17 protein-coding genes are annotated in these 24,703 nt (G+C 67.0%); 10 read left to right on the top strand and 7 right to left on the bottom strand.

Going from position 1 to position 24,703, the window contains the following annotated elements:
- Window positions 1-26: 26 nt before the first annotated feature.
- Window positions 27-311 carry a helix-turn-helix domain-containing protein gene (locus D455_RS0121845; RefSeq protein ID WP_017572819.1) on the bottom strand — a complete coding sequence of 95 codons (285 nt, stop codon included), beginning with the start codon at window positions 309-311 and terminating at the stop codon, window positions 27-29.
- Window positions 305-649: a type II toxin-antitoxin system RelE/ParE family toxin gene (locus tag D455_RS0121840; RefSeq protein ID WP_017572818.1), complete on the bottom strand. Its 345-nt coding sequence runs from the start codon at window positions 647-649 to the stop codon at window positions 305-307. Before D455_RS0121840 ends, D455_RS0121845 begins: the two co-directional genes overlap by 7 nt.
- A gap of 9 nt (window positions 650-658) precedes the next feature.
- On the opposite strand from D455_RS0121840, the gene D455_RS31310 reads away from it, so the two are divergent.
- Window positions 659-1,006 carry a DUF5753 domain-containing protein gene (locus tag D455_RS31310; protein ID WP_017572817.1) on the top strand — a complete coding sequence of 116 codons (348 nt, stop codon included), beginning with the start codon at window positions 659-661 and terminating at the stop codon, window positions 1,004-1,006.
- Window position 1,007: 1 nt separating this feature from the next.
- On the top strand, window positions 1,008-1,259 hold the full coding sequence (locus tag D455_RS0121830) for a DUF397 domain-containing protein (protein ID WP_017572816.1): 252 nt from the start codon (window positions 1,008-1,010) through the stop codon (window positions 1,257-1,259).
- A 194-nt stretch (window positions 1,260-1,453) separates the two neighbouring features.
- Here the strand turns inward: D455_RS0121830 and D455_RS33925 are convergent, their stop codons facing one another.
- Window positions 1,454-3,055, bottom strand: coding sequence for a hypothetical protein (locus tag D455_RS33925; protein WP_152487132.1), 1,602 nt, complete (start codon window positions 3,053-3,055; stop codon window positions 1,454-1,456).
- Window positions 3,056-3,390: 335 nt separating this feature from the next.
- Window positions 3,391-3,963, bottom strand: coding sequence for a hypothetical protein (locus D455_RS34750; protein ID WP_017572814.1), 573 nt, complete (start codon window positions 3,961-3,963; stop codon window positions 3,391-3,393).
- Between the two features lie 242 nt (window positions 3,964-4,205).
- Between D455_RS34750 and D455_RS0121815 the strand changes: the two genes are divergently transcribed.
- The 6 genes from D455_RS0121815 to D455_RS0121785 all read left to right on the top strand — a co-directional run bounded on the left by D455_RS0121815 (window position 4,206) and on the right by D455_RS0121785 (window position 15,126).
- Window positions 4,206-6,272 (top strand): hypothetical protein, encoded by a 2,067-nt coding sequence (locus tag D455_RS0121815; RefSeq protein WP_017572813.1) that lies wholly within the window; start codon window positions 4,206-4,208, stop codon window positions 6,270-6,272.
- A 100-nt stretch (window positions 6,273-6,372) separates the two neighbouring features.
- The gene (locus D455_RS0121810) at window positions 6,373-8,004 is read left to right on the top strand and encodes a class I SAM-dependent DNA methyltransferase (RefSeq protein WP_017572812.1); all 1,632 of its coding nucleotides are present in this window, start codon (window positions 6,373-6,375) and stop codon (window positions 8,002-8,004) included.
- The gene (locus D455_RS33160) at window positions 8,001-9,197 is read left to right on the top strand and encodes a restriction endonuclease subunit S (protein WP_083922356.1); all 1,197 of its coding nucleotides are present in this window, start codon (window positions 8,001-8,003) and stop codon (window positions 9,195-9,197) included. Before D455_RS0121810 ends, D455_RS33160 begins: the two co-directional genes overlap by 4 nt.
- Window positions 9,194-12,487, top strand: coding sequence for a type I restriction endonuclease subunit R (locus tag D455_RS0121795; RefSeq protein ID WP_017572809.1), 3,294 nt, complete (start codon window positions 9,194-9,196; stop codon window positions 12,485-12,487). Before D455_RS33160 ends, D455_RS0121795 begins: the two co-directional genes overlap by 4 nt.
- Before the next feature lie 279 nt (window positions 12,488-12,766).
- The gene (locus D455_RS0121790) at window positions 12,767-13,360 is read left to right on the top strand and encodes a hypothetical protein (protein WP_017572808.1); all 594 of its coding nucleotides are present in this window, start codon (window positions 12,767-12,769) and stop codon (window positions 13,358-13,360) included.
- Window positions 13,361-13,461: 101 nt separating this feature from the next.
- Entirely contained in the window at window positions 13,462-15,126 is a 1,665-nt protein-coding gene (locus D455_RS0121785; RefSeq protein WP_017572807.1) for a DUF6119 family protein, read from the top strand.
- Window positions 15,127-15,222: 96 nt separating this feature from the next.
- Here the strand turns inward: D455_RS0121785 and D455_RS0121780 are convergent, their stop codons facing one another.
- Genes D455_RS0121780 through D455_RS0121770 form a run of 3 tightly spaced genes read right to left on the bottom strand, consistent with a single transcriptional unit; the run spans window position 15,223 to window position 22,716 of the window.
- Complete coding sequence (locus tag D455_RS0121780; protein WP_017572806.1) at window positions 15,223-17,457, bottom strand: DEAD/DEAH box helicase; 2,235 nt, start codon at window positions 17,455-17,457, stop codon at window positions 15,223-15,225.
- Window positions 17,426-18,748 carry an ATP-binding protein gene (locus tag D455_RS0121775; RefSeq protein WP_017572805.1) on the bottom strand — a complete coding sequence of 441 codons (1,323 nt, stop codon included), beginning with the start codon at window positions 18,746-18,748 and terminating at the stop codon, window positions 17,426-17,428. The genes D455_RS0121780 and D455_RS0121775 overlap by 32 nt, the downstream gene beginning before the upstream one ends.
- Entirely contained in the window at window positions 18,745-22,716 is a 3,972-nt protein-coding gene (locus D455_RS0121770; protein ID WP_275040906.1) for a TerB N-terminal domain-containing protein, read from the bottom strand. Before D455_RS0121770 ends, D455_RS0121775 begins: the two co-directional genes overlap by 4 nt.
- A 430-nt stretch (window positions 22,717-23,146) precedes the next feature.
- Here D455_RS0121770 and D455_RS0121765 point away from each other — a divergent pair, with 430 nt between their 5' ends.
- Together D455_RS0121765 and D455_RS0121760 are read left to right on the top strand one after the other, a co-directional pair.
- Window positions 23,147-24,034: a sigma-70 family RNA polymerase sigma factor gene (locus D455_RS0121765; RefSeq protein ID WP_026122860.1), complete on the top strand. Its 888-nt coding sequence runs from the start codon at window positions 23,147-23,149 to the stop codon at window positions 24,032-24,034.
- Window positions 24,035-24,141: 107 nt separating this feature from the next.
- A complete protein-coding gene (locus tag D455_RS0121760) occupies window positions 24,142-24,612 on the top strand; it encodes a carboxymuconolactone decarboxylase family protein (protein WP_017572802.1) in 471 nt (156 codons plus the stop codon).
- The last annotated feature ends 91 nt before the right edge of the window (window positions 24,613-24,703 follow it).

The following is a 24,703-nucleotide window of genomic DNA, read 5'->3' as shown; positions in this document are numbered from 1 at the left end:
CGCAGACTCACCAAATGATATGAGCTCTAAGCGATCTGGAACCTCTGGTCCCCGAGTTCGACCTCCACGTGCAGCGAACCGCCGAGCGCCTCGATGTAACGCCGCAGGGTGTCGATCTGGGTGCGCTCGATGCCACCCCTCTCAATGCTGGACACCCGGTTCTGGCTGACGTTCAGCCGCTCGGCGAGTTCGACCTGGGTGAGCGCGGCCTCCTGACGCAGCTCGCGCAACCGATGGACGAGAACGTCTTCCAGCAGCCGCCTCTTGTGCGCGTTCACCGTTTCCCGGTCGACGGGCCGTTCGTTCAACATGTCCTGGAGGCTTGTACCCAACACTGCCCCTTCCTGAGCCTTTCGACGTGCTCATCGAACAGGTCGTCGGCGATCCGGATATTCCTGGTGTACCACTTGTTCCAGTCCCGGGACTTGTCTCCCGCCACCAGCATGATCGCCTGACGCCGGGGGTCGAACGCGAACAGGATCCTCAGTTCCGAACGACCGCTGGAGCCGGGGCGGAGTTCCTTCATGTTCTTGTGCCGTGAGCTGTGGACCGTGTCCACCACAGGACGCCCCAGTGACGACCCGAACTCACTGAGGACTTCGAGTGCCGCAATCACCTGCTCGTACGAGTCCGCGTCGAGTCGCCGCATTTTTGGGCCGTGATTGACGAGGCAGCCCTGAGGAGACAGCTCGACGACCCGCAGATCATGCAGGAGCAGCTGCAACACCTGTTGGACATGGCCACCAGGAAGAACGTGGACATCCAGGTGCTGCCCTTCGACGCGGGCATGCACGCTGGCCTGTCTGGCTCCTTCGTCTTGCTGGACTTCCCCAATCCGGCTGACCCCTGCATCGCCTACACGGAATCCGCAACAGCCAGCCTTTTTGTCCAGGAAGCCGATGACGTGCAACGCTATGTCACGATCTTCTCGCACCTGAACTCAGCAGCGCTGCAAGCTCCACACACGACCCACTTCATCCAGCAGATCATGGAGCAGGAGCACTGACATGACCACCAGAACCGAGCTGCGGTTCTTCAAATCCAGTTACAGCAGTGACAGGGTTGAGTGTGTCAAGGTGGCCCACATCCTCGCGAGCTTCTGGAAGAGCAGCTACAGCGGCAACCGTGCCGAATGCGTGGAGGTAGCCGACCTCCCCTGCGGCGCCGCCATCCGCGACTCCAAGCACCCCGACGCCGGACACCTCCCCTTCCCCGCCACCGAGTGGACCGGCTTCCTCACCGCCGCCCTCTCCCGCTAACCACCAGACAACAGTGGTGCCCGGCCGTATCCCTCGTTCGAAACACGGCCGGGCACCACTACTTTCTCCACCCGTGCGTCTCAGCCATCCCCCACGCGCTCGCCGGGCAACAGGCACAGGTTCCCCTCGGCCGAACACCGCTGCCAGTTCACACCAGCACTTATAGAAGCTCCTCAACACCCCACTTACGGAGATCAGTAGAGCTTCAGACCAACGTGGTCAACGATCAGGCGCCCATGCTCGGAATCGAAGGCGAAGTAGATACGACCGACCTGCGAGGGGGCAGTATGATCCCTGACTTTGACGTGAGGGGTTCGCGACCAAGTCCGATTCTCGTAGAGGAAATCACGAAGCTTACGATCTCGCTCAATTCTTTGATCTTGCAAGGAAACTTTCAGGTCGAATTCGTCTCTGATCCAGGTATCCAGATGCGGCATAGACCGGTCAGTGCCGTCGTACAGGGCAATCGACACCCGAGCCAACTTGACAAGGCATTCATGCATTTCCGAAGGGAAGGGATACTTGCTCTTTTTCCAGCTATTTTTGGCATGAGCAGTAAAGACAATTCTACTGGACGAAAGGTCCTCTAGATGCAGAAATAGATCCTCAGCGCTACTGACATCTCCCGTAACTAGTTCGGGAAGGTTATCCCATGCATCCTCCGGCTCATTCGGACGGCCTTGGGCATCCTGAGTAGCACGGAGCGCATAGAGCAATTGTTCTACCTGCTCTTCCAGTTTCGGCGCTTTTTCAGCCTGAGCCTGAAATCGGTTAGCCCTATCCTCTTCCTCTGTAGCAAGTATTCTCCACTGTTCAGCTTCAATACGTGCGACTTCGAGTTCTTCTTGGATAGCATCCAGGCGCGCTTCCATGTCACCGCTTGCCTTAGCCAGTTCCGAACGACTACGAGCCTCAGTACTCTGTTGGCTGATCTCAGCCCGGCGAGCCTCACGGAAGGCATGATCGATACCACGCGCGAGAACGGAAATCGGAGAAAGAACCCGCATAAGGCGATCACGAAGATACCCTGGATTCCCACCATTGACCTCAGCCTCATCGAATGTCATTTGCTTAGCTTCAGGGTCGCTCCAAACCAAACGCGCACCCGCATAAGGAGGAGCATATCCAGGCAAACGTTCGTAGAGGCTCCGAGAGGCTCGGTAGTCGAGGGTGACTACACGAACAAGGCCAATGAGTTTGTTCGCCGACTCCTTGGCAGTATCAAGAGCAGCGAGCGTACGAGTATGCATCAATAGCAGGGGCAGCCGAGCAGGATTCTGAATGGCACCGACCAAGGTCTCTACCTCCAGATCCGTACGCACTGGAATATAGCGACCATCCTGCTGCTGCCCGGAAACAGAAATCAGGATATTTTCATTGAGTATGAGCGAACGAACAATTCCTGGCTGGCGCAGAACAGGGGGTGGCGCAGGAGAAAGCCATGTCGGAGAAGTCTCTCGCGCCATCGATATACGAATCCCAACCTTGCCTTCTATGTCACTCAAGGTGACACGTGTAACGAAGAAGGAATCCAATTCAGGATTCTCATCCCGAACCTCAACACGCAGCGCACGATGAGAAACTGAACCGGCCACTTCCCAGGCCGCCTTTCGAGGGTCCCCTGCTTTATTTGGGTTCAGCTCCTTGCCCCCACTGCCCTGCAGCAATTCAACAGGAACACCATCACCTGCGGCGAAGGTCAACCATTCACTGACACACGCGAGAGCCTCCTGGTAGGGATCTACTCCTTCTTGAACAGGAGACACGCCAAAGTCAACAACGTAGAGAACCTGCACTACCCCTCCTAAAAACTATGCGACCGCCACGATAAGCTCGAAGGAAATAAACGCCTCGATACTTTCCACTGAACCTAGTAAAATCAGAGAGGCAGGCCACCCCAAGGAGAACAGAGAACCAGAGCCACTCAAAGCAGAGTCGCTCCTGAACCATGAACCCCAGCACGCACCCAAAGAACCAATCAAACAGTCGAAGTCAACATAAAATTATGTTTACAACATTCAACCTCGCCAATCAACAAGAATCAGGGGCGACCTAAAATCGGAACAGGTTTGATGCGCTTCTGAAACCTTGCTGTCCCGCAGCATCCCAACGCTGACGCTCCGGGATCGATTCAACCCTCCTCGCAGTTCAGGGCACGCTCACCGGGCAGCAGGCACGGGCTCCCCTCGGCCTCTCCCAACCACCCCTGGTCCACCAGGAACCGGATGACCAGCGCGCCCTCCCACTGGTTCCAGCCGAACACCGCCTCCACCTCACGCCAGGTCGGCCCGCGCCCGTGCTCGGCGAGGTGGTCCTCCACATGAGCGGCCACCCACGGCTCCAGACCCTGGACGACCCGGTGCGCGCGCATCGCCTGGTTGGTCCTCAGGTTCCGCCGCTCATCCACCCTCCGGGGTTCCGCACGGCGGGGCCGGGGAATCAGGGCCCCCTCACCAGGAACCGAAGGCACACGCGCCGAGTAGGGCAGATTCCCCTTGGAGGTCAGGTGCCACCCGTGACAGCCCGGGCACTCGTAGGTGCGCCGGGGCATCTTGTCCGTCCGGTCCTCGCCGTGATGACGGATGGCGGCCAAGGCGAGCTCGGCGCTGATCCGGTCCTTGAACCAGCGCTTGCCGCAGCTGCGCGGGCGGGCGACGCGCGGCGGACGGACGGTCTTACGGGGTCGGGACTTCTGTCGGCTCATGAGGGGTCCTCGGAGTTCGCCAGTGCCGGTGGAGCACCGGATGCCGTGCGGTGGAAGGTGAGCGGCTGACCGCTCACGCCGTTGGGAAGACGGTAGCCAGAACCAGAGCCACAAACCCCTTGGAGAACCGATAAGCCGGGTTATCAGAGAAACCCCCACGCGATCGGGGATTCTGCTCTAGAGTGGCCTCACCGCTTCACCCCCGGCCTTCACCCCCAGCGCAGAGAGCGAGGAAGCACCGGATGCCGTCGTCACCCCCGCTGCTCTCCCTGTCCGACATCGCGACCCTCGCCCGCGTCCAGCGCCCGGTAGTCTCCACCTGGCGGCGCCGCTACCCGGACTTCCCCGCTCCCGTCGCGGAGAGGGGCAACCGCACCTGGTTCGACGGCCGCGCGGTCGCCGACTGGCTCACCACCACCGGGCTGGGCAACACCCCCGCCGACGAGATCGGCCCGGAACTGGTCGCGCACGGCCTCGTCCGCCTCGCCGAGGAGATCGGCGCGCAGCGCCTGGTCTCCGTGCTCGGCTCGCTGCTGTGCCTGCACCACATGGACGAGAAACCCCTCTCCGGCACCACAGAGGACGCGCTACTCGCCCGGGTGGAGCGCATGGATTCCGACGACGAGTTCTTCTTGCGTGAATTGAGCGAGGATCCCGCGCTCTCCGCCCGCCTGGCTCCCCTGGCCGAAGAGCTGATCGAGGCCGCCTACACCCCCGGCGGCGCCCACGAACACCTCATGGCCGACCGGCACCGCCTCGGGCTCACCGGTCCGGACACCGGTTCCCTCTCCCCCGAGCTGCGCAACCTGATCGTGCGGGTCTCCGACCCGCTGGGCCACGCCTCCCCGGACGGAAACCTCACCGTCGCCGATCCCCACGCACTGTGCGGAGACCTGCTCCGCGACGTCGTGGCCGCACTCGACGACCCCTCCGACAGCACGGTCCTGGCCGCCGAGGAGCGCGCCGAACTGGCCCGGCTCACCCGCCGCCGCCTGATCCTGGCCGGAGTCCCCGAACTCGACCTGGACGTGCAGGCGGGCGACGAGCTGGAGGAGCGGCTGGCCGACCTCGATCTGATCGTGACCACCCTGCCCTACCAGGCCGGGGAGAGCCGCTCCCGGGCTCAGGCGCTGGAGAAGATCGAGGAACTGAGCGTGCTGCTCCGCCCCGGGCGCACCGCCGTGGTCGTGGGCCCGGCGGACGCGCTGGTCGGTGAACTGGACGCGCACGAGGCGCAGATCCGCTCGCGCCTGCTGCGCAGCAAACTGGTCGAGTCGGTCACCACCCTCCCCGGAGGCGCCGACCCCTACCGGCCCGGCTACGGGTGCGCCCTGTGGACCCTGCGCCGGGATCCAGTACCGTCCGCAGTCGGCTGGGTGCTCATTAGCGACATCGGCGCCCGTTCCCTGGACTCCGGTGTAGGGGAGGCCCTGGCCGAGGACATCCTGCTCTGGCGGGCCGAGGGACACCACCTGGGCGGCCACGATCCCCGGTACGGCCTGCCGGTGCGGATTGAGGACCTGGAGAAGCGGTTCGGCGACGCTCTCGTGCCGCCGGGGCCGCCGGTGTCGCGGACACTGTCCCGCACGGTTCGCGATCGTCCGGCCCTGATCGCCGAGGCCGAGGCCCGCCTGTCCGAGGCGGCGGGCAGGGCGCGATCCCACGAGGACGCGCGCGGCCCGCTGCGCGGCGGGCTGGTGCGCCGGGTGGGGCCCGCGCTGGAACGGGTGACCGTGGGAACCCTGATCAGGCAGGGCCGCGTCGTTCCGGTCAAAGGCCACCGAATCGCGCCCGAGCACATCGACCCGCGGGGACAGTTGGACGTGCTGGGGCCGAACGAGGTGCTGGGCCGGGCGCCGCGCGACGGTCGGCGGATCGACCGGTTGGTGTTCGCTGCGGAGTACCCCCACGCGGACCTGACCGAACCGGGGGACGTGGTGTACACGACCGGCCCGGAGTTCGGGGCCATGATCGACCACGAGGGGGCCTCGGTGGTGTCCTTCCCCGCTCGCATCCTGCGGGTGAACCGCGAGGCCAGGCGGGCGCTCACGCCCCGGGTGCTGACGCTGCTGCTCGAAGGGGCCTCCTCCGTCCAGCGCCCCTCGGGCGCGGTCCGCTCCGCGCGCGGGGTCAGTGAGGTCGCCCTGCCCGACCTGCACCCGGAGGAGGTGGCCCGGTTGGACGCCGTGCTCGCCGAGGCCGAACGCAGACGCACGCTGCTGGACGAGCAGTACGCCGAACTCGACACGATCCGGCGGTTGAGCGCCGCCGGGTTCAGTGACGGGACCCTGGCCGTCCCCACCAACTGACAGACTTTTCCGTATCTCCCCGCTGCTCCGGCTCCGCACCTTCCCTCCCCGGGTGGTCGCGTCGCCGGACGGCAACCACAACCCAGAAGGAACACAGCACATGCCGCCACGCAAGCGCGCCAACGCCCAACAGGGAGAGCTGTTCAGCGCCTCCACCCCCGAGGAGATCCGGGCGATCCTGTGGAAGGCCGCCGACCAGTTGCGCGGGTCGATGGACGCCGCCCAGTACAAGGAGTTCGTGCTGGGGCTGGTCTTCCTCAAATACGTCTCGGACGCCTTCGAGGAGCGCCGTCGAGAGCTCGTCGTCGAGCTGGAGGAAGACGGCATCCCCGAGCACCGCCGGGCGGCCTTCCTGGAGGACCAGGACTCCTACACCGAGGAGAACGTCTTCTGGGTGCCGGAGAAGGCCCGGTGGAAGTACATCGCCGACAACGCCGCCAGCACCCCCGAGGGCGTCGGCAAGCTCATCGACGACGCGATGGGCGAGATCATGTCGGAGAACAGGCCGCTGACCGGTGTGCTGCCGCAGATCTTCAACCGCGACAACGTGGACCAGAAGCGGTTGAAGGGGCTGGTGGACCTCATCAGCGACGCCCGGTTCACCGGTGACGGGGAGAAGACCGCACAGGACGTGCTCGGGGAGACCTACGAGTACTTCCTGGAGCAGTTCGCGCGGGCCGAGGGCAAGCGGGCCGGGGAGTTCTACACGCCGAAGAGCGTGGTGGAGCTGCTGGTGGAGATCCTGGAGCCGTACAAGGGGCGGGTGTACGACCCGTGCTGCGGTTCCGGTGGCATGTTCGTCCAGGCGCAGAAGTTCGTCGAGGCGCGCAAGGGGCATGACAGCACCCACGATCTCGCGGTCTACGGCCAGGAGGCCAACGAGCGCACGTGGCGTCTGGCCAAGATGAACCTGGCCATCCACGGCATGGACCCCGAGGGTGTCGGAAAGCGGTGGGCGGACACGTTCGCTGATGACAAGCTGCCTGACCTGAAGGCCGACTTCGTCATGGCCAACCCGCCGTTCAACCTGCACCCGTGGGAGCGGCGGACGGACGACAAGCGGTGGAAGTTTGGCCTTCCCCCGGCTGGTAACGCCAACTTCGCTTGGTTGCAGCACATCATCTCCAAGCTCGGTGACCGAGGAATGGCGGGTGTGGTACTGGCCAACGGTTCGATGTCCTCCCAGGCCTCAGGTGAGGGCGAGATCCGCAAGGCGATCGTGGATTCGGACCTGGTGGCGTGCATGGTGGCACTGCCCGGAAACCTGTTCCGAACCACGGCGATCCCGGCGTGCCTGTGGTTTCTGACCAGGGACAAGGGTGTTCAGGGCGCCGAGGCGACCAGTGACCGACGCGGTGAGGTGCTGTTCATCGACACCCGGGAGATGGGCGAGATGATCAACCGCACTGAGCGGATCTTCTCTCCGGACGACCTCGCGAAGATCGCTGACACCTTCCACGCCTGGCGCGGTACCGAATCCGCCAGGAAGAAGAAGCTGACCTACGAGGACGTCCCCGGCTTCGCCTACTCGGCCAAGCTCCAGGAGATCGCCAAGCACGAGTACGTGCTCACCCCCGGGCGATACGTGGGAGCGGCTGAGGTTGAGGAAGACCCGGACGCCGAACCTCTGGACGAGAAGATCGCCCGCCTGACGAAGGAGCTCTTCGAGCACTTCGACGAGTCCAAGCGCCTTGAGGGTGTCGTCCGCGAGCAGCTCGGGAGGATCGGATGAACGAGTGGAAAATTCAGCTACTCGAAAACCTGTGCAGCAAAATCACCGTAGGCCATGTTGGCTCCATGACTTCCCAATATACCGACGCAGGAATCCCCTTCCTTCGATCGCTAAACATTAAGCGTGGGAAAATTGACCTAACATCAATAAAGCATGTAAGCCCCACATTCCACGAGAAGTTGAAAAAAACCCAGCTCCAACCTGGTGATATTGTCATAGTCCGCACCGGAGAACCTGGAGCGGCGGCAGTAATCCCCAGCCATCTCCCTTCGGCAAATTGCTCTGACATCATAATCGCGCGAGCAAAACCAGAAATCGACACTCGATTTCTTTGCTATGCAATCAACGAGACCGCGAAAGACTTCATTCGAGCCCACACCGTTGGGGCTGTTCAACAGCACTTCAATGTCTCGTCAGCAAAAAGTCTGCCAATCAATACGCCACCCCTCAAAGAGCAGCAGGCCATCGCCGCTGCACTCGGCGCACTGGACGACAAGATCGCAGTCAACGAGCATACCCTCACTGTCTACGAGGAGATACTCCAGGCCAAGTTCGATCACATCATTAACACAGACCAGCAGGAAAACACACCCAATACCCCAGCAACAAAGCTTGTTGAGTTCAACCCGAAGACAGAGAAACCCACGGAAGAGGAAGCCGTCTACGTAGACATGGCTGCTCTGCCAACAGATCGCGCACCGATCTCTTCCTGGACCCACCGGAAACCCAAGTCAGGTAGCAGATTCCTCAATGGCGACACCCTTCTGGCTCGCATCACACCATGCCTGGAGAACGGCAAAACCGGATACGTCGATTTCATGAACGACGGACAGATCGGCATGGGATCCACTGAGTTCATCGTCATGCGATCCCACACCAACACCCCCCGAGAGTTCAGCTACTTCCTGGCACGCAACAAGCGCTTCAGGAACCACGCTATACAGAAGATGGCAGGGACATCCGGACGTCAGCGGGTCAGTGCAGCTGACGCATCGAACTTCTTCATCCGCCAGCCCACCGAGGAAGAGCTGCGCGACTTCGGGGCGGAAACCTCAAAGGCCTTCGCTCACATGAAGTCACTCACCGCCGAATCCCGCATACTCGCGGAACTGCGCGACACCCTTCTCCCCCAACTGATGTCCGGAAAGCTCCGCGTCAAGGACGCTGAAAAACTCGTGGAGGACGCTACATGACACCCCCCAGACCCGGCGCCACCGCTCCCTCCTCCGCCAATCCCGCCGCATCCGGCCGGATGACCGAGGCCGACTGGGAGCAGCACGCCCTCGACGAGCTCGGCGAGCTCGCCTGGCGGCCCGCCCCCGGCCGTGAGTTCTCCCCCGCTCCCGACGGACAGCGCCGGGTCTGGGACGACCTCATCCTCCACAACGACCTGCGCGAGGCCGTGGAACGCCTCAACCCCGAGCTCACCCCCACCGCGGTGGACCAGGTCATGACCACCGCCACGACCCCCCAGTCGCGCGAACCGCTGCCCGAGAACCGGCTCGCCCACGGCTACCTCACCTCCGGCATCCGCCTGACCTACACCGACGACTTCGGCGCCGAGCACTCCCCCACCGTCCGCCTCGTCGACTTCCGCGACCCGCGCGCCAACACGTTCCGCGCGGTCAACCAGGTGCGCCTGGTCGACGGCGACCACGAGCGCCGGTTCGACGTCGTCCTCTACGTCAACGGCCTCCCCCTGGCCGTGATCGAGCTCAAGAACGGCTCCGACTCGCGCACCACCCTCGCCAGGGCCCACGCCCAGTTGGGCACCTACGCCGAGGAGTTCCCCGCCGCGTTCCGCTACAACGTGCTGTGCCTGGTCTCGGACGGCGTCACCGCCAAGTACGGCACCCCGTTCACGCCCTTCGAGCACTTCGCCCCCTGGAACGTGGACGGCGGGGGCAACCCGCCCGACAGCCCCGACTTCGAGTACGGCGAGCACTCCGAGTCCGGTGCCGAGGCCCCCGACGCGCTGGCCCTGGCCCTGCGCGGGCTGTTCGAGCAGGCCCGCTTCCTGGACCTGACCCGCAACTTCGTCAACTTCACCAGCAGCGGCAACCAGCACGGCAAGCGCGTCGCGAAGGCCCACCAGTACTTCGCGGTGAACAAGGCGCTCAAGGCCGTCGTCCGCGCCTCCCAGACCAACGGGCAGGCGGGCGTGGTCTGGCACACGCAGGGCTCGGGCAAGTCCGAGGAGATGGTGTGTCTGAGCGGCCTGGTGGCCCGCGAACCGGCGCTGAACAACCCCACCGTCGTGGTCGTCACCGACCGCAACGACCTCGACGACCAACTCCTCGGCACCTTCCAGGCCAGCCAGGAGCTGCTGGGCACCGCCCCCGTCCAGGCCGACACCCGCCAGGAGCTGCGCGAGACACTGACCAACACCAACACCGGCGGGATCGTCTTCACGACCCTCCAGAAGTTCGGGCGCACCAAGGCTGAGCGCGAGTCGGGCGCCGAGCACCCGCTGCTGTCCGACCGGCGCAACATCCTCGTCATCGTCGACGAGGCCCACCGCAGCCACTACGACAGCCTCGACGGCTACGCCCGGCACCTGCGCGACGCGCTGCCCCACGCCACGCTCCTGGCCTTCACCGGAACGCCGCTCTCGCGCGCCGACGCCAACACCCGCGAGGTGTTCGGCGCAGGCGAGGACTACATCGACGTGTACGACCTGCGGCGCGCGGTCGAGGACGGGGCGACCGTCCGCGTCTACCACGAGCCGCGGCTCATCCCGGTGTCGCTGCCCGAGGAGATCGACCCCGCCGACCTGGACGAGCAGGCCGACACGCTCACCGCCGCCATGGACGACGCCGAGCGCCGCAAGGCGATGCGGGCCGCCATGCAGATGAACAACCTCTACGGCGCCCCCGACCGGGTGGCCGCGCTCGCCGAGGACCTGGTCGCGCACTGGGAGGAGCGCTCCCAGCGGGTCCGCCCCGACCTCGGCGGCCCCGGAAAGGCCATGCTGGTGTGCGCCACCCGCGAGGTGTGCGTGAAGATGTTCGACGCCCTGGCGGAGCTGCGCCCGCAGTGGGTGGGCACCGGTCCCGACACGGGCGTGATGAAGGTGGTCTTCCACAGCGAGCCCTCCGACCCGGCCGAACTCAAGGCCCACGCGCTGCGCCCCTCCGAGCACAAGACCGTCCAGGCCCGCGCCAAGGACCCCGACGACGAGCTCCAGCTGCTCATCGTCCACTCCATGCTGCTGACCGGGTACGACGCGCCGCCGATCCACACCATGTACATGGACCGGCCCATGCGCGGCGCCAACCTGATGCAGGCCCTGGCCCGCGTCAACCGGCGCTTCCACGGCAAGCAGGACGGCCTGCTCGTGGGTTACGCCCCGCTGACCGAGAACCTCCGCAAGGCCCTGGCCGAGTACTCGTCCGGCGACCGGCGGGACGGGACCCTGGGCCGGGACATCGACCGGGCCATCACCGAGGTCCGCAACGAGTACGAGACCATCTGCGGCCTGCTGTCGGGCATCGACTGGCGCAGGCTCCTGACCGCCAGCGGCGACCGCTCAAGACTGCGGGCGCTGAAGCTGGTCTCCGACCACCTGGTCTCCCGCGAGGCCCGGCGCGAGCCCGAGGACGGGGACGGCAGGTCCCTGTCGCAGCGCTTCCGTGAGAGCGCGACCAGACTGGAGCGCTTCTACCAGCTGTGCGCGATGAGTTCGCAGATCAGCGAGCGGTTCGAGGACCTGGAGCACTGGAAGGACGACATCGCCTTCTTCGTGGAGCTGCGCGCCTGGGTGGTCAAGATCGAGGCCGCCAACCGCGAGGCCCGGGGCGAGGCGCTGCCCGCCGAGATCAGCATGTACCTGTCACAGCTGGCGGCCTCGGCGGTGGACGCGGAGGAGATCACCGACCTGTACGCCGAGTCGGGGCTGGGTCGGCTGGACATCACCCGGCTCAACGAGGCCCAGCTGCGCCGCCTCCAGGACTCGGAGACCCCGAACCTGGCGGTGGAGGCACTGCACCGGCTCGCCCAGGAAAAGATGCGCGAGGCCACCCGGCACAACGCCATCAGCCGGGAGCGGTTCACCGAACGCCTGGAGGCGCTGATGATGCGCTACATGCGCGAGCAGCTCACGAGCGCCCAGGTGCTGGCCGAGCTGTTCTCCCTGGCGCAGGACGCCATGGCCGAGTTCCAGCGGGGCGACCGCTTCGATCCCCCGCTCAACCACAGGGAGCTGGCCTTCTACGACGCCGTGTGCAAGAGCGAGAGCGCCCGGGAGCTGATGAAGGACGAGGTCCTGGCCGACATCGCCCGCGCCCTGGTCAAGGACGTGGCGAAGAACCTGAGCACCGACTGGCTGTCCCGGGAGCCGGTGCGGGCCAAGCTGCGTAACCGGGTGAAGCGCCTGCTGGCCAAGTTCGACTACCCGCCCGACCAGGAGAAGCAGGCGATCGAGGACGTCATCAAGCAGATGGAGAAGTTCGCGGGGGTGGAGGCGCCCGCCGCCGGGAACTGAGCGCCGGGCGGAGTACCGCCCGTAGGCCGCCAACGGGGCCGGGGAACCCGAGGGAGGGTTCCCCGGCCCTTCGCGTGCGCGCGAGGGGCCGCGACGCCCGCGTCGGCACCATTGTTCCCGAGCCTTCTGACAACCCCGCTTGTCACTTCTCCACCTTCTCCATAGCCGGTGCGGGGCCGCATGCTGTTCTCACCGCGACGGTCCGGCTCCCGGACACGCGGTGACCATCCGGACGCGGCCCTCCCGGCCGCCACTTCCCACCGATGGAGGAGATCCCCCGTGAAGTCCGTCAAGCCCGCCCTCAGCGGCGCCCTGTCCCTGGCCCTGCTCGCGCTCGCCACCGGCTGCGCCGACGCGCCCGACGAGAACCAGATCGTGGGCCTGGAGCCCGCGCAGGGCACGGAGGAGGCGCCCGCCGCGCAGGAGGAGACCCAGGCCCCCGCCGAGGAGGAGCCGCCCAGCGCCGTCGAGGAGGAGTTCGGCTCCGAGTACACCTACGCCGACGGTCTCACCGTCCGCCTGTCGGGTGTCGAGCGCCGCGTCACCGGCGAGTGGGACATGCCGGAGAGCACCCCGTACGTGTACTTCGACGTGCGGTTCGACAACGCGACGGGCGCCCCCGTCGACCTCTCCTACCTGTCGCTGGCCTGCCAGGTCGGCGACGAGGGCCGCACCGCCGAGGAGGTGTACACCGACGACACCGGCTCGGGGTTCACCTCCGCCGTCATGGACGGGCGCACCGCCACCGCGGGCTACGGCTGCGTGCTCCCCGAGGAGGAGTCCTACCTCCAGGTCGAGCTGACGCTCAGCGACTGGGAGGACATGGACGACTACGTGCGCGAAACCGTCTACTTCGTCGGCGACGTCGCCTGACCACCGGGCCGCCCCGCCCGCCGCACGGGGCGGCCCTCCCACTCCACCGGAGGTTCGTAGTCCCGATCCCAGCCCGCACGTCAGCGAGGAGACGTACCACCATGACCACTCGAAGGACCAGGAAGCCGAAGAAGCCGCCGACCACCCGCAAGACCTCCCTCTACCGACTCACCGACGACGGCACCGGAAACCTGCGTGCCCTGGTGCGCCCCCGCTACCTGGACCGTGAGGGGTTTCAGGCCCATGAGGTGGAGAACGGCCCCGTCCAAGGGCTGCTGGTCACCGGAACGGTCAGCCCGGGCTCCGCCGACTGGTGCGCGACCCTGGCCGACCTCACCGGACTCGCGGTGGCCGAGGAGAACCGGACCTCGTTCGGCCTGCTGCTCGTCCGTACCGAGAAGCACGTCTACGCCCTCAGCCATGGCATGGGACACCTCATGATCGAGCCCGCGCGCATCGATTCGGGTTTCGGTATCCACTTCGCCGTGCGCTGCCTGGACAAGGACGGCGTGACCCGGGTTCGCCGACAGGTCATGGACGCGCGCGGGCGCAGTGACGAGAACTCGGTCGCCTCCGGAGAGCACATCCGCGGCTTCGGTATCGAGGAGTTCGGGGAGATCGTCAGCCAGATCGCCGGAAAGATCAGTGGGGTTCCCCTGACCTTCACCAGCGACGGTGAGCGTTCCGCCCACATCACCGGCAACGACCGGTCGGTCAAACTGCGCCTGGGGCGGACCCCGGAGGGCCTGATGCATGACCTGCACGCCATCGAGGAGGTGTGCGACCGGTCCGATCCCCTGCCGGAGTTCGAGTTCATCACCCACGTGCTGCCCCTGCGGGGCAAGTCGGACCTGGCCCAACACCTGGACGAGCGTCTGGACGAGATGCTGGGCACCGGCGATCTCGGCCGAGTCGCCCTGGCCGTGCCATCCGAGTGCAGGGAAGGCTTCGACGCGGCCGAGACCTTTCGGGTCAAACTGACCGGCCGCACGCGGAACCTGTCCGAACTCGACGCCGACGTTCTCACGCTCCCCGTCCGCGAACGCCCTGTGGGAGAACGCCTGAGCACGCTGCGCAAGGGCAAGGTCCAGATGTTCGCGGACACCGAGGCCAAGGAGACGCTCAGTGGCGAGGTGCCCGCCGCGCGGTGGCTCACGGCGGAGGTCACCGAGGACAACGTCCACTACTTCCTGTGGCAGGGCCAGTGGTACGAGGTGGGAGCCGAGTATCTGAAGACCGTCAAGCGACGGGTCACCGAGCTTCTCGAACGCTCCAGCGGTGTGACCCTGCCGCCCTGGCCCAAAGACAGGAGCGAAGGAGAATACAACAAGGAGGACGCTGCGGCTCGGGAGGGCTACGTCCACCTGGACAAGCAGAACGTGCACACCGCACGGCTCAACGGCGGCGGTTGGGAGGTCTGCGACGTGCTCGGGCCCGAAGGCCAGCTCATCCACGTCAAGAAGGCCCCCACCGGCACCGCTCCGCTCAACCACCTCTTCGCCCAGGCGAGGATGTGCGTCGAGACGCTCAGGTACGACGCCGAGGCCCGGCAGAGGTTCGCCGAGAAGCTCGACGCGCTCGCCCCCGACCATCCGGCCGACCGGGGCTTCAAGAAACCGACCGTGGTTCTGGGCATCCTCCTCAAGGAAGGTGAGCGGGTCACCGCGGACTCCCTCTTCTCCTTCGCCCAGATCTCCCTGTTGCACACCGACAACATGCTCAAGGGCCTGGAAGCGAGGCTGGAGGTCGTCTCCATCAGCCGGTGACCCCAAGCGTCCACCGCTGACGGAACCCGAGGGTGACCCCGTGGCTGGCCGGAGCCGAACTCCGGCCAGCCACCTGTGGGATCGTCCCCCTCCCGCCTACACCCCTGTTCGGTCGGCGAGTTCGGCCAGGACCTCGAAGGCACCGGGCACGTCCAGGGCTCGCGCCGCGTGCGCCCGGTTCAACAGTGCCTCGGGCAGGTAGGCGTCGTAGCGGTCCACGGCCCTGTCCTGGGCCTCCGCGGCCAGTTCCACGGCCTCGGGGCGGGGATCGCGCAGCAGCCGTCCGGCGGTCTCGGCCAGACGTTCGGGGGTGGCGTCGCTGACTAACAGTGCGCATCCAGCCCGTGACGCCGCCACCCCGTAACGGCGCAGCAGTTGGCAGACGGTGTCGATCACGACGTCGCCCCGCCAGGTGAACACGCACAGGCCGTCCTCGTACGCGTGCGCCGAAGAGCGGTGCAGGCCCAGATCACGAAAGGCCGAACGCGATTCCTCCAGCAGGATCCGAGCCGCCTCGTCCAGGTAGGCGGGGCTGTCCGCGCTGGTGTACACCTCGCGCATGCGCGCCCGCACCCCGTCGCTGACCGGCGATTCGGTTCCCATGAACCCCGGAGGCGGGCCCCCGACCGAAGCGGGTTCGACCAGGACACGGGCCTCGGTCCGGTCCACCTCCATCACCCGCCACGTGGCCCCACCGAAGGTCAGCGGTGTTCCTGCCATGAGTGAGGGGCGCACCGGTATCGTGCCGATCCGGTTTCCGGAGGCAACCACCTCGAACTCCTCCACCGTGGTGAAGGCCGCGTAGAACGAGTAGTGGTTGACCAGGCGCTCGCCCTCCGGCCCCAGCAACAGAAGGCCGCCGCGTTCCTGGACGAGCAGTCCGTGTCCGCCCATCCCACGGAGCAGAGCGGTGAAGGCGTCCCGGTCCACCCCGGGGAACACCCCCGACGAGCACAGCACGCGGTACAGGCGCGCCGCGGTGGTGCCGTGCTCCTGGGTGACCAGGGCCAGGATCTGCTGGACGAGCGTGGACAGGTCGGGGCTGTCCAGACGAGGGGGCTCATACCAGCGACGCAGCAGCAGGTCGACTATGGCGACCGTCTCCACCAGAGCGGTGCGCAGGCGCCCCAGCGGATCCCTGGGTCGGCTCTGCTCCGTGACGTAGACCAGCAACCGTGCCGGGTCATCCCCCCTGCCCGAGCGGCCCAGGCGCTGCCGCAGGCCCGCCACGTCCGGAGGGACCCCCACCTGCACCACTCGGTCCACCCACCCCACGTCGATGCCGAGTTCGAGGGTGGAGGTACACACCACGGTGGCCGGTGTCGACCTTTGTTTGAGGTGTTCCTCGGCCCGCGAGCGCAGTTCGGCCGAAAGGGAGCCGTGGTGAGGCAGGAAGGGGTTGGCGATCCGGTCGCGTTCGGCACGTTCGGCCAGCAGTGCGGCGTAGCCCTCCGCCCCGGCGCGGGAGTTGGCGAAGACCATGTTGTGTCCGCGCCTCAGGGTCCGGTACAGGTGGTCGGCGACGTCCGCGCTGACCGCGCCCGCTCCCCGATCCTCGGTGAGGTCCCCGACATAACCGCGAACCTGCAGGCGTACCTGCCTGCCCTCCCGCTCGTCGGCCACGATCACCACGCGGTCACCCCCTCCGGGACGCAGGTACTCCGCGGCCCCACCGAGGTCGGCGAGAGTGGCCGACAACCCCACCCTGGCGACCCTGTGTCCGGCGGCGGCCTCGACCCGTGCCATGAGGGAGCGCAACTGAGCACCGCGGTTGGTACCCAGGAAGGCGTGCAGCTCGTCGATGACGATGTGGGACAGCGCGCCGAACATCCTCCCGGCCCCACTGCCGTTCAGGACGAGGAGTGCCTCCAGGGATTCGGGGGTGATGAGCAGGATCCCGTCGGGACTGCTCCGTAGCCGCTCCTTGACGTTGACGGCCACGTCCCCGTGCCAGGGGGTCACCGGGATGTCCAGGTCCGCGCACAGGTCGCGCAGCCGCTGGTACTGGTCGTTGATGAGGGCCTTGAGCGGACTGACGTAGAGGGCGCGAACGCCGCCGTCGTCCTCCGTCCCCCGCCGACCCGCGGCGACCAGTGCCGAGCAGATCGGCAGGAAGGCCGCCTCGGTCTTGCCGCCCGCGGTGGCGGCGGTGACGATCACGTCGGTGTCGCCAGCGAGGATGGGGGCGACGGCGCGTTCCTGGACCGGACGCAGGGAGGGCCAGCGGCGCCGCCACACCCAGTGCTGCACGGAGCGGTCCAGCAGTTCGAACCCGCTCCGTTTCCCGTCGGGGGCCGGTTCACATCCGGAACGCGGCGAGGTGCTCGTCATCGTCGGTGTCCTGGGCTGCGGTCGGGAGCAGGTCGGGGTTGGCCTCGGGCACCAGTTCCACCCGGGCGATCAGGTCGGTCCAACGCGCCTGGGGGTTCTGCCGGAGCACGTCCATGAGGCCGACGAACTCCTTGATGGTGGAGCGGGGGGTGCGGAAGTACGCCTCGCCCACCCGACTGTCACAGTGCCGCATGAACGCCTCGACCGCCTCGTCGGTGAAGCCGGGCAGATCCTGTCCGTTGCTGGTGTAGACGTCGCGGACCTTCTTGAGCAGTTCGTAGAAGTGCTCCTTGGTGAAGCTGCCCAGACGCATGACGGGGCCGTGGTAGTCGACCAGTCCGTTGCCCGCGTACGGGTTCTCCTCCAGCCGGGAGCGCAGCGCCTCGTAGGAGTACAGGCCCCGGTGCGGGTTGGTGAGGAAGTCCGGGGTTCCGCCGAAGAGGAAGCCCAGGTGGGGAGCGAGTCCCTGCTGGGTGTCGTTGATGATGTTGAGGATCTGCTCGTAGTTGGACCTGCGGGCCGTCGCATGGTTGATCTTGTACAGATTGACCATCTCGTCCAGGCACACGAGCAGCCCCCGGTATCCGGCCATGGTGACGAAGTCGGCGAGGAGCTTGAGGTTGTCGAACACGTTGCGGTCGTCGATGATCTCCCGCACCCCGAGGTCGCGGGCCTCGGACTTGGTGGCGTACTCGGCGTGCAGCCAGCGCAGGGCCTGGTCCCTCTTGTTCTCGTCACCCTCGTGGTGGGCCTCCCAGTAGGACTCGACGACCCTGGCGAACGTGGGTCCGGCCGGGTGCTCGCGCAGACGGCGCAACCGGGTACGGAGCAGGGTGCGGACGGAGGTGTTGTCCGCTTCCGCCTCCTCCTCGACCCTCCCGACGAACCTCTCCACCACCGAGGTGAGCGCTCGGCCACCGGGCTTGCCGCGGGTGGCCATGTTGGCCACCAGTTCCGAGTAGAGCTTGCGGGCCCGCCCCTGGCTGCCCTGCAAGCGCCGGTCGGGGGTGAGGTCGGCGTGCACGGTCACCAGGTCCTCGCGATGCGCCACCATGCACATCAGCCGAAGGAAGTAGGTCTTGCCGGAACCGTAGTCACCGATGACGAACCGGCTCGTGCCCGCCCCCACCCGGAGGTGTTTGAGGCTGTCCAGGATGGCCGCGATCTCCTTCTCCCGGCCGACCTGGATGAGCTGAGCTCCCTTGGCGGGAACCACTCCGGTGCGCAGCGCCTCCAGGAGCGGCCCCTGTTCGCGCTGGAGCACCCTGGGCTTCTTCACGGGCGGGTTCATCGGGTCATCTCCTTGAGCAGTGCGCTGTTCACGGACACACGCGTGTCCTCCTCCACCAGGACCTCCTCCTCGTCCACGTTCCAGGCCGCCTCGTTGATGGTGTCGAGGGCGTCGAGGACTCCCAGTCCATACCAGCAGGCCAGGCGGGTCACGTCGGTCAGCTTCCAGTCACGGCGCTCACCCAGGTCGGCCAGCAGACGGGCGTAGGGCTCCGCCAGCCCGGGAACGGTGGGCGGCGCGGAGACGGTGGCCGTCTCGGGAGCGGGTTCGGAGTCGACGGAACGGTCCGCCTGCCCTGCGGGGGCGGGTGCGAGACCGCGCTCACTCAGCCGTAGCCGGAGTACCCCCTCCGTACCGAGGCGGCGGTGGATCCACAGCAGGAGTGCGGTCTGGCGGGCGGAGGGGTCACCTACGGCCTCGGCGCTTTCCAGAAGCAGGTCCCCGGCCCTCTCTCGATCGCGCAGGGGTAGGACGGCGAGCACGGCCACGAGGTCGGCGAGGGACGCGGGTGTCTCCCGCTCATGGGTGAGGAGCCGGAAACGGATCAGCTCCTCCGGTCCGAGGTCGGCCAGGTGGCAGAGATGACGAACCAGGGCCGACCGGACGTCGGGGCCCGTCCCCGTACCTCTGAGGGCGAGCTGGAGCCCGAGCAGGGTATGGGCGCGTACCAATCGCTCGGTGGAGGACGCCTCGGAAGGAACGTCGATCGGGGTCTGCTCCTCGGCGCCGGATACGCGCTCCCGCGCCGGCTCCGTGCTCTGGGCGGTGTCCGGTGTGGTGTCCGGCCGTATCCGCCCGGTGCCCGCGGGGACCCGCGGTGGGGCGGACCGCTCCGGCTCCTCCCCCACGGTGGGAGAGTTCGCGGAACCGGAAGCCACAGCGTCGGGTTCGGAGGGTTCACGGGCTCCGGGAGAGGTGCTCCCCTCCTGCTCCGTCTCCGTTCGGGGCAGCGGCACCCGCACGGAGCCGAGGCCGGGGCAGCGGGACCTGTGGACATGGGTGTGTTCCGAAGGGGCCTCGGACCCGCGCGACCCCGCCTGGTGGACGTACCGGCACAGGCGGATGAGCTGGTCGACGTCGTGGACCACCTCGGGAAGGACGACGAAGACGTCACGCAGCTTCCCCAGCTCCCGACTGATCGGGGCCAGGTCGGGGGTGTCCGTCCGATCGGCGCGCAGCACCTCGACGAGACGGCGTTCCAGACCGTTGAGGAAGAGCCTCGCGAAGACCACCGGAGCGGGTTTGGTGCGTCCGCTGGAGAGCCACAGCAGGTACTGGCCTCGCTGGCGCGGGGAGAGTTCGAAGTAGCTGGTGATCTCCCTTGCGACCCGTTCGTCCCCGACCGTGGCGGCGTGCTCGACCGGCAGACCCGGGTCGAGCGCCGAGGCCCACTGGACGTTGTCGACCAGGTCCGGGTCGGGAGCGTGTCCGGTGTAGAGCATCCCCGACTGAACGGTGTATCCGCCCACCTTGACCGCGGTTCCCGGAGTGTTCCAGTGCGACCAGCGACCGGAACTCTCTTCGGAGTCGCTGTCCCCGGTGGAGGCACCGGATGCGTCCTCACTGTCGTGACGGGGCGGATCCGAGGGCCGTACCGTCTTCCCGGAGCTGCCCGCGGGAGTGGCTTCAGGCTCCGTCTCCGCAACGTTTCCGGTGGTCTTCGATGAGGGGGAGAAACCCCTCCTGGTGTACTCGTCGGCCGCGTCCGTGACGAGCACACGCAGCGACGTCAGGGCGGGTGCGTACCTGGAGTAGTCCGCGACGTCGCCGGTGGGAACCTGAACGGGATCGATCCGGGGATGGACCGGGGTGTAGGTCCACTCCAGCCGACGTTCCAGGGACGGCAGGACGATGCCGTCCGGGAAGCGCCTGGCGAAGAGCTGTCGGAAGACGGCGTGGAAACCGGGGTCGGTGCGCAGACGCAGGGTCGGCTGGACACGAGGCTCGTGCATGCTCCAGGACAGGGCCCACTCGACGTCGACGTTGCGCCCCCGCTGGGCCAGCCATCCCAGCCCATGGAGAAGGTGCGGCGACACACCATGCGCATGCGTCGCGGCGTGGGGAGGCCGCGGTGCCTCGTCGTCTCCACTGATGGCCGCGGCCATGCGTTCCAGAACGGCGCGCAGGCTGTCCGCCCGGGTTCGGAAACGACGCAGGGTCGAGTAGCGGGCTGCGAGCTCGCGCAGTCCCATGACGAGGTCCCCGAGATCAGGCCCGGCTTTGGGACGCCCCGCCAGGTCGACCAGGGCACGCTTCTCCGCACCGATGACGAAGAGGAAGAGGGAGTTCTCACCGACCTCGCCGTAACGCCCACGGGCCAGCCAGTCGAGATGGGAGGCGCGGGCCTCGGGGCTCAGATCCCCGTAGGGCCTGACCTTGGTGGTGAGCGTCATGTGCTTGGCCGCACCGCTGTCGGCCGCCGCGAGCAGGGGATCGACCGCTTCCGGCGCGATGTTCGTGTGGGTGGGGGTGCCCAGGTGGAACAGCCCGCCGTCGATGTCCCTTCCCTGGATGTGGACACGTTCGTCTGGACCTACCCAACGTGGGGGTTCCGGTCTCCTCGGCGCGGAAGCGGAGTGGGTTGGCTCGCCGTCGGCGACGGGTGACGTGACGGAAGGTTGCTCGGTCGAGGGGTCAGCGGGGAGTCCCGGTGCGGGGGTCGACACGCTGTTCGGTCCCGCGAGGACCGGTGCGGCTTCACCGGAGCCGGTGTCCGGGTGCGGACCGCCTGGTGGGACGCTCTCCCGCACATCATCGTGGAATTCCCGAACGGGGAGATCGGCGAGCACCTCCTCGTCCAGGAACAGGGTCTGCCCCTCCTCATCCACAAGGGGAGCGTCGACGGTGTCCACCGCGTACTCGTTGATGGCCTCCAACGCGGCACCCAGCATCAGCCCGAGCCTGCGAGCCTCCGCGGAGGCCACCGAACGCGGCCACTCGGTGCTGCTCGCGAGGACCGTGAGCAGCGCCGCGGGTCCTGCGGCAAGCCGGACGGAACCGTCTTCCTCGGTTGCGCCGACGGTGCCGGTCTCCTCCTCTCCCGTACCGCCCGGGGACGTCTCCAGGACCGTGGAGGGGGCGAGGCCGCGGTGGGTTCCGGTCACCTCATCCTCGTCATCGTCGTACAAGTCAGCGAGCAGCGCGTCGGAGTTGCGCACGTCGGCCTGCACCTCAGCCAGGCGACGGGGGTCGAGGAAGGGAGTGTCATCGTCCGCCAACGCGGAAGAGGGCTCTTTCCGGTCGCTGTCGCCCGTGCTCGCGGTGGAAGGCCGGTGAGCGTCGGCCACTGCGGGGTCGGGGGCGGGGGCCGTTACCCGGGTGATCGGTTCGGAAGCGGTTGGGGCCACGGTGGCGACGCGTGTGGTGGAGGACTCGGCAACCGGGGATGTGGATTCCGCTCCACGGCTGGGCACAGGGCGCGGTGTCCCGAAGTGCACGGTGTAGCCATTCGGGTTGAGGGATCGGTAGGTCCGCTGACCGGGGGCGGGATGCTCTCCCGTGCCCACGTGGTACCGGCCCGGGGCGCCCAGGTGGTGGAGCAGGTCGAGGAAGGCCCGCGCCTTCTCGGCGAAGTGGGTGTGGTGTTTGTGCCTGCGTAGCAGGCGCTCCGTCTCCCGTCGCAGGACAGGCAGCTCCTTGGCGGGCCACCGGCTGCTGTCCAGGGTGGCCAGGACACGACGCTCCAGGCCGCACAGGTAGAGGAGGAGGAAGTTCTGCTCGACGTACTTGTTACGGTCGTTCAGCCAGCGCAGGTAGACCAGGCGAGCGGGCCAGCTGTGCAGATGGTAGGGCACCGGAACGCTGTCGGAGAGCTTGAGGCTGGAGTGCTTATCGGTACTGACGTGCAGGCTCATGTCCACCGTGGAGATCTCACCGGCATCCGTTTTCTGGCCTCGGATAATGCCGACGTAGAAAAGCCCGCCGTTGACACGCACATTCTGAACCGTGACGGGGACCCCTGAGGGCACCCACAGCAGGCCCGGAGCTTCGGGGATCCCAGGAAGCCCGTCCAGCCCACTTCCGTTGGAGTTGCGGGCGCGCCGACCAGAACCGAAGAGAGCCACCCCTGCGCCCACCCTTCACCCAAACATCAGACGTAATGCAAAGGTACTCCATACAACCCCAGGGGAACACCGACGAGGAAAGAAGAGGAAAGCGGAAAGTGGACATATGTACACGCTCCGCGTTTCCCCATGGGGTTGACAGAAAGAATGTATCGATTACATTAAGAAAAGTCCTGCCTGCCTCGGCTGGCCGGCCCGTACCCTGTCAGGCGACGCCTGGACGAACGCGCCTCCGGTGAGGACGGGAAGGCGCACACGTCTCCCCCGACTGTTACCTCTCCCCCCGCGGGCACGTCATGTTCCATGACGGAACTCGCGTGGGGAAGGTAACGACATGACCGGATCGGTTTCGGAGGAAGTGGCGGAGGCCTTCGAGGAGCAGCGCGGACGCCTCGTGGCGGTGGCCTACCGGATGCTCGGGACGCGGGCGGACGCGGAGGACGCGGTGCAGGAGGCGTGGCTGCGGCTGGCACGCCAGGACGCGGCCTCGATCGACAACCTCGCCGGGTGGCTGACCACCGTGGTGGGGCGCGTGTGCGTCGACATGCTGCGCTCGCGCGGGGCCAGGGCCGAGGCGTCGTACGAGGAGCTTCCCGAGTTCGTGGTGACCGAGGACGACGACGGGGCCCCCGAGGACGACGCGCTGCTCGCCGACGCGGTGGGGCTCGCGCTGCTCGTGGTGCTCGACACCCTCCGCCCCGCCGAGCGGCTGGCGTTCGTGCTGCACGACATGTTCGCGGTGCCCTTCGATGAGATCGGCCAGATCCTCGGCAGGTCCACCGACGCCGCCAAGATGCTCGCCAGCCGGGCCCGCCGGAAGGTACGGGACGGGCACCGCCCCGGTGACGAGCGGCGACGGCAGCGCGCGGTGGTCGACGCCTTCCTCACGGCGGCGCGGAGCGGCGACTTCGAGGGGTTGCTGCGGGTGCTCGATCCAGAGGTGAGGTTGCGCGCCCACACGGCGGGTGGTGTGGTCGTCAGGCTGGGGGCGACCGAGGTGTCCGACGAGTTCCGGCGCGGGATGCGCGCGAGGGTCACCGCGCGCCGCGTCCTGGTCAACGGCGAACCGGGGATCGCGGTGTGGAACGCGAACGGCGCACCGCTGGGCGTGATGGCGTGCACCGTGGTCGACGGCCGGATCGTCGAGATCCTGTCGGTGGTCGGTCCACGGCGCCTCGCGGAGATGGACATCCCCGCGGCCGCCGGGGCGTCCTCCTCGTGAACCGGGGACACGGCCGGGCATCGCGAGGATCCTCGCATCGCGGTGTCACGTTCTGGCGGTCCGTTCCGTCAGGTAGACGACGATCCACCACGGACGAAGGAGATCTCATGGAAACCCGCCTCGACTTCCACGGCAGCGACCTCGGGCCCAAGCTCGTGAAGCACTTCGTCTCGGCGCACAGGGTCGTGGCCGACACGTCCCTGCCCCCGGCGACCCAGGAACTGGTGAACATCCGCGCGAGCCAGATCAACGGTTGCGGGGGCTGCCTGGACATGCACACCAAGGAGGCCGTGCGCGCGGGTGAGACGTCGGTCCGGCTCCACCTGGTCGCGGCGTGGCGGGACGCGACGGTCTTCACCGACGCGGAGCGGGCCGCGCTGGAACTCACCGAGCAGGGCACCCGGCTCGCCGACGGCGGCGGTGTCAGTGACGAGGTGTGGGCGAACGCGGCCAAGCACTACGACGACGACCAGCTCGCCGCCCTCGTGGCGCAGATCGCCCTCATCAACGCGTTCAACCGGTTGAACGTCATCACCCGGCAGCCGGGGGGCGAGTACGTGGCCGGGCAGCTGGGTTAGGAACGCGATCGCGGGGGGCGGGCCAACCGGCCCGCCCCCCGCGATCGCTGGCCCGGTGGCTCCGGTGGAGAACACGTACGGCGGCGGGGTC

It is taken from the genome of Nocardiopsis halotolerans DSM 44410, from assembly GCF_000341065.1.
Lineage (GTDB): Bacteria > Actinomycetota > Actinomycetes > Streptosporangiales > Streptosporangiaceae > Nocardiopsis > Nocardiopsis halotolerans.
The sequence above is the reverse complement of the archived record's forward strand: the minus strand, read 5'-3'. Positions and strand labels throughout refer to the sequence as shown.